This window comes from Celeribacter persicus (genome assembly GCF_003050785.1).
In the GTDB taxonomy this organism is placed as follows: Bacteria; Pseudomonadota; Alphaproteobacteria; order Rhodobacterales; family Rhodobacteraceae; genus Celeribacter; species Celeribacter persicus.
The window spans coordinates 1-15,296 of record NZ_QAOH01000026.1; the positions used below are offsets into that span (position 1 = coordinate 1).

13 protein-coding genes and 1 pseudogene are annotated in these 15,296 nt (G+C 61.8%); 2 read left to right on the forward strand and 12 right to left on the reverse strand.

Annotated features, from left to right (window positions below; genetic code table 11):
• Window positions 1-49: 49 nt before the first annotated feature.
• Window positions 50-1,354, reverse strand: a complete 1,305-nt coding sequence (locus C8N42_RS18795) for a TRAP transporter large permease (RefSeq protein WP_170109375.1) — start codon at window positions 1,352-1,354, stop codon at window positions 50-52.
• A gap of 1 nt (window position 1,355) precedes the next feature.
• Window positions 1,356-1,649, reverse strand: a complete 294-nt coding sequence (locus C8N42_RS18800; protein WP_107818021.1) for a hypothetical protein — start codon at window positions 1,647-1,649, stop codon at window positions 1,356-1,358.
• A gap of 304 nt (window positions 1,650-1,953) precedes the next feature.
• On the opposite strand from C8N42_RS18800, the pseudogene C8N42_RS21995 reads away from it, so the two are divergent.
• A pseudogene (locus C8N42_RS21995) lies at window positions 1,954-2,187 on the forward strand (IS21 family transposase); the annotation flags it as partial.
• A 539-nt stretch (window positions 2,188-2,726) separates the two neighbouring features.
• The gene (locus C8N42_RS18810) at window positions 2,727-3,116 is read left to right on the forward strand and encodes an acyl-CoA thioesterase (protein ID WP_211309222.1); all 390 of its coding nucleotides are present in this window, start codon (window positions 2,727-2,729) and stop codon (window positions 3,114-3,116) included.
• Window positions 3,117-3,125: 9 nt separating this feature from the next.
• Here the strand turns inward: C8N42_RS18810 and C8N42_RS18815 are convergent, their stop codons facing one another.
• From C8N42_RS18815 to C8N42_RS18860, 10 genes are all read right to left on the reverse strand, one after another.
• On the reverse strand, window positions 3,126-4,997 hold the full coding sequence (locus C8N42_RS18815; protein ID WP_107818022.1) for an FUSC family protein: 1,872 nt from the start codon (window positions 4,995-4,997) through the stop codon (window positions 3,126-3,128).
• Window positions 4,994-5,455, reverse strand: coding sequence for a MarR family winged helix-turn-helix transcriptional regulator (locus C8N42_RS18820; protein WP_107818023.1), 462 nt, complete (start codon window positions 5,453-5,455; stop codon window positions 4,994-4,996). Before C8N42_RS18820 ends, C8N42_RS18815 begins: the two co-directional genes overlap by 4 nt.
• 103 nt (window positions 5,456-5,558) lie before the next feature.
• Window positions 5,559-8,429, reverse strand: coding sequence for a Hint domain-containing protein (locus C8N42_RS18825; protein WP_107818024.1), 2,871 nt, complete (start codon window positions 8,427-8,429; stop codon window positions 5,559-5,561).
• Window positions 8,430-8,617: 188 nt separating this feature from the next.
• A complete protein-coding gene (locus C8N42_RS18830) occupies window positions 8,618-9,556 on the reverse strand; it encodes an AEC family transporter (protein WP_107818025.1) in 939 nt (312 codons plus the stop codon).
• Entirely contained in the window at window positions 9,556-10,356 is an 801-nt protein-coding gene (locus C8N42_RS18835) for an MBL fold metallo-hydrolase (protein ID WP_107818026.1), read from the reverse strand. The genes C8N42_RS18830 and C8N42_RS18835 overlap by 1 nt, the downstream gene beginning before the upstream one ends.
• Window positions 10,353-11,141 carry a TatD family hydrolase gene (locus C8N42_RS18840; protein ID WP_107818027.1) on the reverse strand — a complete coding sequence of 263 codons (789 nt, stop codon included), beginning with the start codon at window positions 11,139-11,141 and terminating at the stop codon, window positions 10,353-10,355. The genes C8N42_RS18835 and C8N42_RS18840 overlap by 4 nt, the downstream gene beginning before the upstream one ends.
• Before the next feature lie 43 nt (window positions 11,142-11,184).
• Complete coding sequence (locus tag C8N42_RS18845; RefSeq protein ID WP_107818028.1) at window positions 11,185-12,345, reverse strand: DNA polymerase III subunit delta'; 1,161 nt, start codon at window positions 12,343-12,345, stop codon at window positions 11,185-11,187.
• Entirely contained in the window at window positions 12,342-12,953 is a 612-nt protein-coding gene (tmk, locus tag C8N42_RS18850; protein WP_107818029.1) for a dTMP kinase, read from the reverse strand. Before tmk ends, C8N42_RS18845 begins: the two co-directional genes overlap by 4 nt.
• A gap of 24 nt (window positions 12,954-12,977) precedes the next feature.
• Window positions 12,978-14,147 carry a D-alanyl-D-alanine carboxypeptidase family protein gene (locus C8N42_RS18855; RefSeq protein ID WP_107818030.1) on the reverse strand — a complete coding sequence of 390 codons (1,170 nt, stop codon included), beginning with the start codon at window positions 14,145-14,147 and terminating at the stop codon, window positions 12,978-12,980.
• Window positions 14,148-14,205: 58 nt separating this feature from the next.
• A complete protein-coding gene (locus tag C8N42_RS18860) occupies window positions 14,206-15,060 on the reverse strand; it encodes an SPOR domain-containing protein (protein ID WP_107818031.1) in 855 nt (284 codons plus the stop codon).
• Window positions 15,061-15,296: the final 236 nt, after the last annotated feature.

Consider the following 15,296-nt stretch of genomic DNA (forward strand, 5'->3'; position numbering starts at 1 on the left):
ACTGGCCGCCAGCGCTCTGTGCGCCCGTCACGCTAAACCCACAAGTGGTCTACTTTTGCGCCGCCCTTTGGTAGGTTTTTACTCCGCCGTTGACAATCAGCAGGATCATCAGAAGGGCCACGCCCAGAAACGGCATGATCCCGCCATAGAGATCGCGCAGCGACAACTCCGGCAATTGCGAGTGGATGACATAGATGTTCATCCCGACGGGTGGGGTGATCAATCCGATCTCGGCCACGATGACGACGTAAATGCCGAACCAGATCGGGTCGAACCCGAGCGACTGCACGATGGGAAGGAAAATCGGCACGGTGATCAGCATCATGGAGATGGAGTCGAGGAACAGTCCGAGGATCAGGTAAATCAGCGTGATGAACAGGATCACGACGATGCCGGGCAGGTTATTCGCCACAAGAAGATCGGCCAGTGCGCTGGGAATTTGCGAGATGGTAATGAAGTAAGAGAACATGTATCCCCCAAGCATGACCAGTACAAGCTCCGCCGTTGTCAGGACCGTTTCCCGCAGGCAGGGGATCAGGTCGCGCAGTCTCAGCGCCCGGGTGAGCAGCGCGATCAGGATGGCGCCGAGCGCACCGATGGCAGCCGCTTCTGTCGGGCTGAACCAGCCATTGTAAATGCCGCCCACGGCAAGCAGGAAGAGCACTCCGATTTTCCAAAACCCCAGAACGGCCTTGAGCCTCTCCAGCATGGCGGCGCCGGGGGCACGCGGCACGGCATCCGGGCGGCGCCAGCCGATGAAGACGATGAGGGCGATCTGCATCAGCCCGTAGAGGATGCCGGGGAGAACACCGGCGGCGAACAGGGTAGGGACGCTTTGTTCCGCAAGGATGGCATAGACCACAAGGATGATTGAGGGCGGGATCAGAATGCCAAGGGTGCCTGCCGAGGCGATGGTCCCGGTTGCAAGGCGGGTGTCGTAACCATGGCGTTGCATCTCGGGGATGGCGATGCTTGCGATGGAGGCGGCAGTGGCCACGGAGGAGCCGGAGATCGCACCAAAGCCTGCGCATGTGCCGACGCTGGCCATTGCCAGAGAACCGCGCACACCGGAGAACAATGTATTCGCGGCGTCGAACAATTCACGCGCCATCCCGGCGCGTGCGGCGACGACACCCATCAGGATGAACAGGGGCAATACCGAAAGCGAATAGTTGCGGGCCATGGCAAAGGGTAGGTCGCCCAAGGCGATGGACGCTCGGGTCCAGCCGTCGATGACCGTATAGCCAATAACCCCGACCATGCCCAAGGCCACCACGATGGGAATGCGGATCAGAACAAGCAGGATCAGCCCGATAAAGCCGATAAGCCCGACGATTTCAGGTGCAAAAGACATTTCAGATCCCCGGGTTTTCAAGGATGTCGGAGCCATCTCCGTCATGTTGGGGTGTGGGCCGGAACACCGACCAGATAGCCCCGATCAAAGTTCCGGTGAGGCCGATGAAAATGGGTAGCCAATAGAGAAAGATCGGCAGCGCCAGATCCTGTGTCTCGTCCTCATACCTGAGGCTGTCGAGCCCCGGGATGAGAGATTGCCAGAGCAGAAGGGCGTCAAATCCGAGCTGGACCAACTCGACGATGCCGAAAATACGCCATTCGGGGTTGATCGCCCGCAACACAACATCCGTCACGGTTACACGTTTTTCGCCATGCTAGACAATCCGGTGTTGTGCGATGCCATTCAAGGTGTCGGCGAGGCAATCCGCTATAAAACGGAGATGAGCGACCGTCTGCGTGAGATCGCGATCTGAGCTGCGGCATCGACCTATGGGTCAGGTTATGAATGGGGCTATCACGATGCTTTGGCGATCAAATGCGGTATGACCGTGGAAGAACGCGCCTCCGTGCTCGACGGCACCGATATTGGGGGCCTCGGGGTCCCAAACGCCCCCCTGATATTTCTACTTTGATGCTTTTTCGACGGATTTGAGGTAGCGGTTTTACGAGGAGCTTCGCAACCTGGGTTATGACGGCAGCTACGATGCGGTGCGGCGTTATGCGGTCAGTTGGTCGAAAGCGCGCGGGAAGCCTCGTCGGCGGCCTATGTGCCGCCACGTTGGAAGCGTGCCTTTGGCACGACGCTTCGATCCGGGCGAAGCGTATCAGTTCGACTGGAGCCATGAAGTTGCTTTGATCGACGGCATGACCACGACCGTCAAGGTTGCCCATGGCTTCCTGCGCTTGCGATAGCGTGGGGCATTCTCTGTCAGCACGACCGACTTGATGTAGGTCGCCAGAGGCATCGCCCCGGCCTGCGATTCGAGCCGGGTGCGTTCCTCTTTGGACAGTCTCAGTGAAAACGGGGAAGCACGGCTCATGGCGTGTGGGGGAGGTGGTACTTGGCCTGTGGCTCCGCCCTCAGAGCCAATCTCTTCCGCCTCACGCAGCCACTGATAAAACGCAGGGTCCGCCCGAATTTGGGCTTCCCAATCCTCCAGCATTTGCAGCACAGCTTCGACGTCAATCGGTTCTACGGGGCTCCGCTGCGGTGCACCACTCTCCCGAGGCCGCTCGGAAGAGGTCAGAAAAAGCCCTGCCGGTTCGGCGATGGTTTTTCTTATGAGTTGGTGTACTGCGGAGCTGTGGTCGCGAAAATTCACAGGTCATGCATTCAGGTGAAAGCGGGTTTGCATTTTAGATCAGGGGGTTGAGGCCTCGCTTTTGGCGTGTCATCTGAGGGAAGATGCAGAAGGAATGGAAGTCAGAAAATGTCAGACGCACATACTCCCGAAGGCATGGAACTCACGCTGCGCACGCTTGCCATGCCCGCCGACACCAATGCCGCTGGCGATATTTTCGGCGGCTGGGTGATGAGCCAGATGGACCTTGCTGCCGCGATCCGCGCCAATGAGCGCTGCAACGGGCGTACGGTGACCATCGCGGCCAATGAGATCGTCTTCAAGCAACCGGTGAAAGTAGGTGACACGCTTTGCGTTTACACCGCCGTCGATCAGGTCGGGCGGACCTCCATGGTGATCCGGATCGAAGTCTGGGCGCGTCGGGCCTACACCGCGCAACGCGATCCCGTTACGGAGGCGCGTTTTACCATGGTGGCGGTCGATGAAAACGGTAAGCCGCGTCCGGTGGACGCGGGCTGAGACACCGGTTCAGACCGTGGCGAGGACAGGGCGGAGCGTATCCAATCCCTCCACCGCCTCACGAAACAGTACCGCTTCCGGTCCCGGACGACGGCTCAGACGGGTCAGCGCACGACGGACCTGTTTCGGCTCCGGACCGAGCTGCGCCAGACGGGCAAGAGCCACACGGGCGGCGCGCCGATCGGGAAGGCTTTGCGCGGGATCGCCTGCGACCCGATGACACCACATTGCCGCGTGGCCGAGGTTTAACACCGCAAGCCCCGCATCCAGCGCCGCCAGATGTGCCCGGTTCGAGCGTTCGGACAGGCGTACAAGGCGCAGGGTGCGGTGGTACAGCCGGGCCTGCCAGTGCGACCGGGCTTTGAGCGCTTTCGGATCGGCGGAAAGATCGCGCACATCATGGACCATCGCCCGCATCACCGTGTCGATCCGGCGCTTGAGATTGGCGGGATAGACCGTGAGATAGGCGATCATCGCGGCAATCGGTGCGGCAATCACCGCAAGCCCTGCCGCGACAGACCCGCCGAAGGTCCCGGTCAGCGGCCAGTGCGGCTGCGACATCAGCATCAGCACCATGTTGTAATCGAAACTCATCGCGACGGTGCGGCGGTGCCCGACAAAGAGCGGGCCGATCAGAATGAAGGGCAGGGTGAGCAGGATCATCTGCATTTCGTTCTGTGCCAGCGGCCAAGCCAGCCAGCGCAAGGCGAGTGCGCCGGTGACGCCAAGGATTTGGCCATAGAACACGGATTTCATCATCTGCGCCGGGTTCTCGAAGGTCGAGAACAGCGAGATCATCACCGAGAGCCCCAGAAGCATGAAGGGGCCGACGCTCCAGCCCGTCACAAGCCAGAGCCCGCCAAAGAGCAGGAGTGCTCCGAGGGCCCGCAGTCCCGCCTCGCGCGCACCGACCCAGTCGCGATGGAGCACCACGGGCGGAGCGATCTCGCTCAGGTTGCGACGCTTGTGCGATTGCGCATCCCATTCGCCGAGTGCGACCTCGACCGCGTTTAAGGTCTCGGAAAGCCGGGGCGAAAGATTTTCAGTGGTGGAGGCTTGGGTGAGGGCGGCGCGGGCGGCAGGAATATCCTGATCGGCCAGCGCTTTCGAGGCCCCGGCCAGACCCGCGCGAAAGGCAGGGGCCTGTGCGGGACCGTGTTTCCAAAGCAGAAGTGGCGTCGCGGCGATCAGCAGCGCACGGGTGGCACGGATGGTCTGGCGAGAGCGGATGGAGCCGGCGGCATGAGGGTCAAGTCCCTCTTCGATGGCGGCCAGTTCATTGAGAAGCGCACGTTTCTCGGCCTCCGTCGGGATCGCGCTCGCGGCCTTATCGAGCATGTCCGCCAAGAGCCGCCGCACCCGCTCGCGCAGCTCTCCGCTGGCTGCGGTCGGGGCAAAGATGGACCCGACGATGGTGGCCACGACTACCCCGGTGAGCACGGTGGTGAGCCGGTCGGCCCCGAGGTGGAACACCTGATCCGGATGGGCGGCATCGAGAAGCGAGACCATCGCCGCGGTGTAACCAGCGAGCACCGTGCCATAGGCGACGAAGCCGCGCTGAAGATTTCCGATCCAGGTGCATGCGCTGACCCAGAGCGCCAGCCCGACGACCAGAAGCGTGGGGTGGATTTGCATCGCCAGCACCAGAAGCACACCGACAACCGTACCGCTCACCGAGCCGAGCAGGCGAAACAGACTTTTCTCCCAAAGCTGGCCGCGGGTGGGTTGTGAGGCGGCCCAGACCGTCATTGCCGACCATTGCGGATGTTCCAGCCCAATGGCCCAGGCAAGGACGAAGGCGACACAGGCCGCCAAGGCGGTGCGGAAGGCAAAACCCATTCGGGCCGTGTCGAATCCGCGAGCGCTCAACCAGGCGTTCATGAGGGTTTTCGCTCCAGAGTGGTCTCAATTGTGGCCGAAATTTTCGCGAAACCGGCGAGCAGGACGGCGACTTCCGTTTCGCTTAACCCGCTGAGGAGACTGGCCTCGACCTCGGACAGGTGATGCTTGATACGCTGCACTTCGATATGGCCTTGCGACGTCAGGACGATCAGCCGCGCGCGTCGGTCGCGGGGGTTCACCTGCCGCTCGATCAACCCGCGCTTTGACAGAATGTCGAGAAGCCTGACCAGCGTCGAGGTGTCGAGCGCCACGCGGTCCGCAAGCTCGGTCTGGCTGATGCCATCGCCCCCTGCATCAAGGTGTACGAGTGGTGCCCATGTGGCGTCGGTCAGCCCGGCTCGGGCAATCTCGGCATGGATCACCTTGCGCCAGCGTCGCGACAGCATGACGAACTGAAACCCGAAGAGGGTTTTGGGGGAGGTTTCATTTTGTGACATGATTTACATGTGCATCAAAATGATTTGTCACTCAAACTAATTTCTCACAGAGCAGGGTTGCGCGCATTGCATGGTTGTGCGCACCCCTCGCATCCGGTCCGGTTCAGGCCACGAAAAGTTCCGCCTCATGCGCCTTGAGACACTTGCGGGCGGTATCGCCATGTTGTCCGGGCAAGGCGCGCAACTCCGGGAAAAGTGTGAAAAGCTCATCGCGTGCTGCATCGGTGACACCGGTCAGCGAATGGTCGGAGACGTGAAAGCTTTCGGTTGCGGCCCCTTCGGCAAAGATCACTTCGTGGCGGTCGAACATCAGGTGATAATAGCTGACCATCCCGCCGGAACGCTCACGGATGGTGGTGCCATTGACAAGATGCTTGGCGGCGGAGAAGACCTCGGAGGTGCCGAACAGCATTTCCGAATGCCACCCACGCAACAGCATGCGGTGTTGCGGCGAAACAATGAGATCGGTTTCGTTGCCAAGTGTGCCTTTTGCGATCTCGATCGGGGCAAACCGGCCCATGGCGGGCACGGTGCGCGCGCCGACCCAGCGCAGAGGTTGCAACCCGTTGTCCATGGTGATCACAAGATCGCCGGGGCGCAATTCCTCGACCCGTCGTGCGCCATAGGGCGTGGCGATCCGTGTGCCTTTGGCGAAACAGATGATCGTCTCGATGTTGGAGAAGGTGATCACCGTGCCATCGGACAGTGTCAGCGTGCCGCTTTCCGGATCGTTCTCGTCATAGACGATGGAACCGCGATGGTAGAGATCTTCGCTCAGACCCGACAGGTCGAGCACATCGCCCGTCTCGTCGCCGGTCTCAGAACCGATGACGGTGATCGCATTGCCGTCGAGTTGCGAGGGGTCGATGATGATGGTGTCGTTGCCCTCGCCGCCGGTGACCGAGTCGCCACCGCCTGCGTAGATCGTATCGTCGCCTTCGCCACCGTCGATGACATCTGCGCCGGCTCCGCCAGTGATCGTATCATCGCCCCGTCCGCCGATCAGAGTGTCGTCGCCCTCGCCACCATCGAGCGTGTCGTCATCAATCCCGCCATCGAGTGTGTCATCACCCTCGCCACCGTAAAGCGTGTCGGCATCGTCCTGACCGTAGATCGTATCGTTGCCCGCCCCGCCGTAGATCACGTCCGAGTTGTCTGTCGGATCGCTGTCGACCGAGGTCGCCACGCCATCGTCATCCAGCTCATAATAGCTGTAGGCCGCGTAGTCGGAACTGTCGGGAGAGACATCGCCGTAGATGATGTCGTCGTCGTCACCGCCGTCGATCGTGTCATTGCCGACGTTGCCCTGGATCGTGTCGGCCCCCGCATCGCCGTAAATCACGTCGTCGTCAAAGCCTGCGTCGATGTCGTCGTCGCCCGAGCCACCTTCGATATAGTCGTCGTCATCGCCGGTGAGGATGGTGTCATTGCCCGCGCCGCCATAGACCGTGTCCATATCATTGGTCGGGTCGCTGTCGGCACCGTAATCGAGCAGGGAGCTGTCCGGGTGATCATAGGCCGTGTCGGGCAGGCCGGTGCCGGTCGAAGTGCGGGTATTGATGTAATCGTCGCCATCGCCGCCATCGACCGTATCAGAGCCTTCATAGCCGTAGATCGTATCGTTGCCGTCGCCGCCCGTGACTGTGTCGTCGCCCGCGCCGGCATAAATCTCGTCATTGCCCACACCACCGTCGATGGTGTCGTTGCCGTCACCGCCATAGACCAGATCGTCGCCGAGGCCTGCGTCCACAATGTCGTCGCCGTCGCCCGCCTCGATTGTGTCATCGTAATCGGTGGTCAGGGACTCGAATTGAATGTCGGACAGCCAGACGCCCTGAGTGTTCACGCCTTCGTTGTCGTAATCAATGACGATGCTGGAGACCGGTCCGGCGATCTCGACCAGAAGCGAGCCGGACTGGTCCGTGCTGGCGGTTGCCGTGACGCCGGTGACGGTGTTGCCGTCGATGGTCATGGCGCTGCCGCCGGTGAGCGTGACCGAGACCTCGTTGCCCTCGGCGTCATAGGCGGTGATGGTGATCACATCGACGAACCCGCCGTCGGCGAGGTCGAGGTCGTTGATCCGGAAGGAGACGTTATAAACCTCGTCGCTCACCCCGCTTGCGCTTTCTGTGGCGGCGAAATCCATGGTCATGGTCATGGTGTCGCTGCCAAGCTCGCCGCGGCCGTCATTGTTGGCATCGTTGTCGCCGAAGAGGAAGAAAGAGCTGTCGGCGTCGAAGCTCTCGCCATTCGCAACATAGGTGCCATAGTTATAGCTTGTGCCGGTCGGATCATAGGCATTCCCGCCTCCACCGTCATTGGTGACGGAGAAGGTCATGGTCACACCCGCATCTTCGAGTGTGCCGGAGCCGTCCATGTAATCCTGACCGTTGCTCAGCTCGGCCCAGTGCATCGTACCGGAGGTGTAGGTCTCGGTGTCGATCGTATCGCCATCCGTATCGGTATAGCTGCTGTCGAGCGTGTCGTCGCCCGAGGTGCCCGAAACGATCCCGTCGGCGATCTCGGCGGTCGAGACATAATCGGCATAGGTGAAGGCCTCGTCGGAGGTGCCGTTACGATAGCTCTGCCCCGGTGTGCTGCTATAGGCGGTGACCTGATAGTCATGGCCGTCGATCAGCGGTTGTTCCGACAGGGTATAAGAGCCGGCGGCCGATCCAGTATCGACCACGAACTGTACGACTTGAAATGTTTCTCCGGTGGACAGATCGGTCACGGTCCAGACCGCATCGGCATCGACGCTCGACCCGGTAGAACTGACCCCGTTGACGCTTACGTTCGCCGTCGCGGTTTCGGGGCCGCGGCGCAACGTGTCGTCGGTCAGAGTTGCGGTGGCATCGGTGACAGAGGCCGTACCCGTCGGGCTGCCACCGGAATAGGTAAACGTGGACCCCGTCGTGGTGCCAATGACCGACGATGGGTTGAAATCGTAAAGTTCGAGATCGTAAACGGCCATGGTACCTGTACTCGTTGGTCCGGATCTGCGGCTTTGAAACAGGTACAGTCCGGGCGTCGGTTTTCTCGATTAACGATTTGCCCGAGCTTTGTGGCGCGATTACGGCAAGAGCGGGTTAAACCTGTGAAATCTGCGGGTAGAGCCGTAAGGTCAGACGCATGTTGGATGGGCTTTCAGGCTCGTCCTTGTCAGGGCAGGATTGTGAGCCAGCACCAGATCGTGAGGATCGAAAGCCCGGTGCCGATTAGCACGGAAGAGGCGGCGACACGCTTGGCGACCCCGTACATATTAGCGAAGAGATAGGCATTTATCCCCGGTGCCATAGCAGCCGTCAGAGTGGCGGAGCGCAGAGAGCCGATTTCCAGACCGAAGACGAAATGACCGAGGCCGTAGGCAATCGCAGGATGCAGCACCAGAGAGGCGAAGACCGCCCAGCCGATGATCCGCATGTCGCCCTCCGGCTTGTAGCGCAAAAGCACCCCGCCGAGGCCGAATAGAGCCGCCGGGATTGCCGCCTTGGTCATCAGGCTGATTGCATCCCACACGGGCGCGGGCAGGGGAATATGGGCAAGGTTGACGATCCAGCCCGCCGCGATCCCGAGGATCAGCGGATTGCGCAGCACCGAACGTGCAATCTGCCGCATCAGGCCAAAGCCCGACAAGCCCAGCCCGCGCGTGCGTGCGATCTCCATCGCGGCGATGCCGATGGCGTAAAGCATGGGAGAATGGATCGAGATGATTGCGAAGTTCCCCGCCAGAGCCGCCTCGCCATAAGCGCGTTCGGTGATCGGAATGCCTAGGAGAAGCGAGTTGGAAAACAATCCGATGAAACCGATCGCCACAGCGTCGGTCAGGTCCCGGTCAAAGAGATACCGCGCGCCCAGAAAACAGAAGAGCCCGCCGGATAGCGCGCCCGCATAGAAGGAGATCAGGATCGGCGGGTGAAAATTCTGCCCAAGATCCATTCTGGCGATGCCGGTGAACAGCAAAAGCGGAACGGCGAAATTCTGGGCGAATTTCATCACGTTCTCGACGAGTTCGTCGCTGACCCAGCCTTGACGACGCGCCAGATAGCCGTAGCCGATGACCAGAAAAACCGGAAGGATGACCTCGATCAGCGACTGCATCAGAGCGGTCCTGCGATCTCGATCACCATCCCGTCATGGGCGGGAGTGACGTGATCCGGGGTTTCCGCATCCACGGTCGCGTAATCAATGTCGATATGCATGTTGGTGAGCACACCTTGCCGGGGGGCGGCGCGTTCGATCCACGAAAGCGCCAATTCCAGATGGGCGTGGCTGGGGTGCGGTTTGTAGCGCAACGCGTCGATCACGAAGGTGTCGAGCCCCTCCAGATGCGCCCATGTCGGTTCGTAAATCTCCAGCACGTCGGGGATATAGGCGAGATCGCCGACGCGAAAACCTTTGGCGTCGACCTGACCGTGATTGACCTGTAACGGCGTCAGTGTCACCGGCCCGCCGGGACCGTCGATGGTGACGGGACCGCGAATGGCATGCAGGTCGAGAATAGGCGGGTAGTTCGACCCTTCGGGCTGAACAAAGGCATAGCCGAACCGGGCGATCAGATCGTTTTCCGTCTCGCTGTCGGCATAGACCCTGACCCGTTCGCGCATGTTGAACACGATCTGGCGCAAATCGTCGAGACCGTGCATGTGATCGGCATGGGAATGGGTGAAGACCACCCCGTCGAGCCGGGATACGCCGGCGTTCAGGAGTTGCTGGCGCATGTCCGGCCCGGTGTCGATCAGCACGGTGGTGGTACCGTCCGGCCCCTCGCGCTCAATGAGTGCAGAACAGCGCAGCCGCCGGTTCTTCGGGTTTTCCGGGTCGCAGACGCCCCAAAGATTGCCGATCCGCGGCACGCCGCCCGAAGAGCCGCAGCCCAGAATGGTGAACCGTGCGCTCATGGCCTGGCCTTCGTGAAAAGACGTTCGAAATTCGCCTCGGTCAGCGCCGCGAACTCCGCGTAATCCATGCCGAATGTTTCTGCGGCGCGCTGGGCGGTTTTGGCGGTGTAGGCGGGTTCGTTGCGTTTGCCGCGATGGGGCGGGGGGGCAAGGTAGGGGCTGTCGGTTTCGACGAGGATGCGATCACGCGGCACCTCGCGGAAAATCTCCCGAAGGTCTTCGGATTTCGGAAAGGCCGTGATGCCGGACATCGACAGGTAGAATCCGAGATCGAGAGAGGCTTTCGCAAGCTCTTTCGATGAGGAAAAACAATGCATCACACAGGGATAGGTGCCGTTCTTGTATTCCTCTGCGAGGATCGTGGCCATGTCGTCATCGGCGGCACGGGCGTGGATGATCAGCGGCAACTGCGTCTCGCGCGCCGCTGCGATATGCACGCGCAGGCTCTCTTTCTGCACCTCGGCGCTCTCCGCCGTATAATGGTAATCGAGCCCGGTCTCGCCGATGCCGACGAATTTCGGATGTCGGGCCAGTGTGACCAACTCATCCACCGTTGCCATGGGTTCTTCTGCCGCCGACATCGGATGCGTGCCTGCCGCCCAGAACACCGGATCGAAACGCTCGGAAATCGCCTTCACCTGATCGACCTGCCGCAGGCGGGTGCAGATCGTCACCATGCGATGCACCCCCGCCTCGACTGCACGGTTCACCACCTCGGGCAGTTCGTCGGCGAAATCGGGGAAATCCAAATGACAATGACTGTCGGTGATCTTGGGGAGGCTCATGGTCTGCTCTGGTCGTTCGTGTCTGGACCGGAGCATATCGGCTTTAGCGGGCGATGCGGCTGGCGGTCTCGTTGATCTTGAATACCATATCAAGGATCAGCGCCGCAGGGTCAAGGTTGACGGCCCTGGCGTGCTGTGCGCGTGCCGACAATTCCTGTTGCAGAACCGCCCAATCGCGGGCGGCATAGCTGTCGGGCGAGAGTCGCTGCATGAGGGCGGCTTCGCCGGGCGCGGCCTCGACAATCGGCGGGCGGCCCGCGCCGGTGCGCGCCAGACGGGCGAGGAAGCGGTCGATCAGGCCAAGGGTCAACTCGTAGCGGTCGGCATTCGCCGCACCGACACAGGCTTCTGCGAGGTGCAATGCCCGCCCCCGGTCCAGCCGGGGCAGGGTGGCGAACAACGCCACGATGTCATGATAGGCTTCCAACCCGCCCAAATTCGTCAAACGCAGTGCCTCTCCCACGGACCCGGCGGACAATTCCGCCAAGGCGTCCGAGCGATCTGCCGCATCCGACCCCGCCGCGTCAAGGGCCCGGCCCAGATCTTCGGGTGAAAGCGGTCCGAGACGCAGTTCCCGGCAGCGGCTTCGGATCGTCGGCAAAAGCCGGGAGGGCTGGTGCGAGACCAGCAGGAGAAAGGCGTGCTTTGGCGGTTCTTCGAGGGTTTTCAAAAGCGCGTTGGCGGCGGAGACGTTCATCTCGTCGGCACTGTCGACGATCACCACGCGCCGCCCGCCATCGGTGGCGGACATATGGAAGAAGCTGTTGAGCTTGCGCACCTCCTCGACGGAAATCACCGTGCCGAAGCGGGATTTCTTGTCGTCCCATTCGCGACGGATGAGACAGAGCCGTGGTTCGGCCAGTTGCGCGGAGCGGCGATAGACCGGGTGCTCGTGCCCCAGTTCCAGCGTGTCGGGTGTGGGAGGGGCGTCCCCGAACAACCCGCTGCCTTCCTCCTCAACCGGCTGAGCCAGCAGAAACCTTGCGATGCGCCAGGCGAGTGTGGCCTTGCCCACGCCGCGCGGGCCGGTGATCAGCCAGGCGTGATGCATCCGGTGCGATTTGAACGCGTCGAGGAAATCCGCCTCCGCATGGGACTGGCCGAACAGCGTGGCGGTCTGGCGCGGATGCGGGGCGCCCGGCGCGCAATCGGCCTCCGGTGCCATGTCCATTTCGCCGAGCGTCTGATTTGCCCGCCCGTTCATGCGCCGAGCCGTGTCTTGACCAAGGTTGCGACCTCTTCGGCCACCAACTCGATGTCGCGCGCCGCGTCGATCACGGTGAAACGCGGGTATTGGCGGGCGAGGGCGAGAAAGGCGGCACGGCATTTTTCCTGAAATTCCAGTCCGAAATCCTCGAACCGCTCTTCCGAGGTCTGTCGCCCCTTGGCGCGGCTCAGGCCGATCTCCGGGTCCATGTCGAAAAGAAGCGTCAGATCGGGTTCGACCCCGATCATCTCGTCATGCAGCCGGTTCACCTTGTCCTGCAAATCGCCGCGGGTGACGCCTTGGAACACGCGGGTTGAATCGGCGAACCGGTCGCAGATCACCACTTTGCCGCTGGCCAGCGCTGGACGGATGGTCTTTTCGAGATGATCGCGCCGTGCGGCGGTGAACAGGAGGATTTCGGTTTCCGCCGACCAGCGGTCAGGATCGCCTTCAAGCACGAGGGCACGGATTTCCTCTGCACCCGGCGATCCGCCCGGCTCGCGGGTGTGGATCACGTCGATGCCTGCCGCGTGCAGGGCCTCGGCCAGAAGCCGCGCCTGCGTGGATTTCCCGGACCCGTCGATGCCCTCGAAACTGATGAACATGGCGCACCCCGTGTTCGCTGTCGGTTATTCGGACACGGCCAGCCCCGTTTGTCCCTCCAGCTTGTCCTTAAGCACCACGAAGGCCGTGCGCAACCTCGGAGCGATACCGCCTCGGGCGATCGAGCGGTCGGCGACCAGCGGAATATGCGCATCGGGAAGGTCTTCACGCGGGATCACCAGTTCGGCCAGAGTGTCACCTTGGGTGATCGGCGCTTCGAAAGGGCCGGTGTAGACGACCTCGCCATTCAAAGCTTCAAGCTGCGCGCCGGGCAGCAGGAGGGAGATGTCTTCGGGGGCGACAAGACCGACCTCCGTCTGATCGCCCATCCAGACCTGCGCCCGGGCGAACTCATGGCCTTTCTCGGCGACGGTTTTCTCGGCGAACTGGCGAAAGGCCCAGTTGACGATGCGTTCGCTTTCCTGCGCCCGGTCGGCCTCGCTCGCCAGCCCGGAGATCACGAAGACGATGCGGCGGCTGCCCTGCGTGGCGGAGCCGACAAGCCCATAACCCGCCTCTTGGGTATGGCCGGTCTTCAGCCCGTCCGCACCGATCCCGAGTTTCAGGAGCGGGTTGCGGTTAAAGCGGTTCTGTGGCGCACGATTGTCATAGGGAAATTCGTGCTGGCCGAAATAGCCATAATATTCCGGGAATTCCGTGATGAAACGGATCGCCAGCTTGCCGAGGTCCTCGACAGACATGCGCTGTCCGGGGTTGGGCCAGCCGGACGCATTGGCAAAGGTCGAATTTTCGAGCCCAAGCGTCTTGGCGCGGTCGTTCATCAGACGGGCGAAATTGTCCTCGGTGCCCGCGAGCCCTTCGGCAACGACGACACAGGCGTCATTGCCGGAAAGCACGATGATGCCCTGAATGAGCTCTTCGACCGTGGGGCGGTCGGTCTCGTTGAGGAACATGGTCGAGCCGCCCATGCTTTTCGCCCGTGTCGAAACGGAGAAACGCGTGTCCAGCGTCACCCGCCCGTCGCGCAGAGCCTCGAACAGCATGTTGAGAGTCATCAGCTTGGACATCGACGCCGGTGGCAGCGGGGTCTGTGCATCCTTGTTCATCAGAACCGTGTTCGTGGTCAGGTCATAGACCCAGGCGGCGCGGGCACGGGTTTCGAACGCGCTTGCGGGCAGGGCGAATCCGGTCAGCAGAACGAGGAAGGCGAGGGTGGTTGCGAGACGGCGCAGCATGGAAACAGGCATGTCCTTTTTCGGCGGTATTGATGAAAGGGGCATGTTGCCCCCTCCCTTAATGCGTGACGGCATAGGCGTCCGTGAAGCCCGCCTTTTTCACTTTTTCGAGAAGCGTTTTGCGCTCGGCGCTCGATCCGGCAGGGCCGACGACGACGCGCCAGAAGGATTTGCCATTCGATGTGCCGGGTTTGAGGGTGGCGACGATGCCTTGCGAGCCGAGCATGTCGACCGTGCGCTTGGCATTGGCTTCGACCGAGAAGATGCCGATTTGCAGGAACGGCTTGTCGAGCGATGAGGCCGCTTTCGGGGCGGCGGAAGCCGTCACAGGTGTCGCTGCGGGGGGCGTGGCCGGAGCGGCGGAAGGCGCATCGAGCGCATCCAGTGTGGCGGCGGCATCGGCGATCGGATCGTCGAGCGGGGCTGCGGCAATGGTTTCGGCCTCGGCGATGGTTGCCACGGTTTCCGGCTCCTGCGTCACTTCCTCGCGACGCAGCGCGGTGATGTTCAGTTCGGCGGGCGATCCCGCCAGCATGCCGAGCGCCTCGGCGGCATCGGAAGACACCTGAATGCCCGGCCCCGGTGCGGTGGCTTCGCGTTTGAACAGGGCGCCGATGACGAATTTGCCGTTGGCCTCGTTGCGGATGATCACCCGCTCGGGGTCGGTCACATCGGAATGCGCGACCCAGACGCCGCCCAGCGAGGGACGCCCGTCCCAAAGACCCTTGTCCGTGACCTGAAACACGTCCGGCGCCTCGATATCGCGCTCCACCAGCTTGGTGGAGGTCGACGTCGTTTCACCGCTCGGACTCTTGAGTTTTTCGAGAAAGGACGGTCCGTCCTGACATGCGCTGAGCGCGAGTGTGGCGATCAGGAAAAGCGCGAGGCGCTGTCCGGTCCCTGTCTGTCGCATGATCTTGCCCCTTCGTCGTGCCGATCTGGTGCAGCACGAATTTTATCTGTGGTTTTATTGGTCTGCTCATCGTCACGCAGGGCGGCGGGGCCACAAGGGACACACCTTCCCCGGCGTCTTGCGGGCAGTCTAACCTTTAGGCGGGTCACAGGAAAGCCCCGCGTGCGCCCTGTGGCGAAAAACGGCAAACCATGCACGCCAGATAATCCGCGCACATCACAACGCGGGTTTCAGAA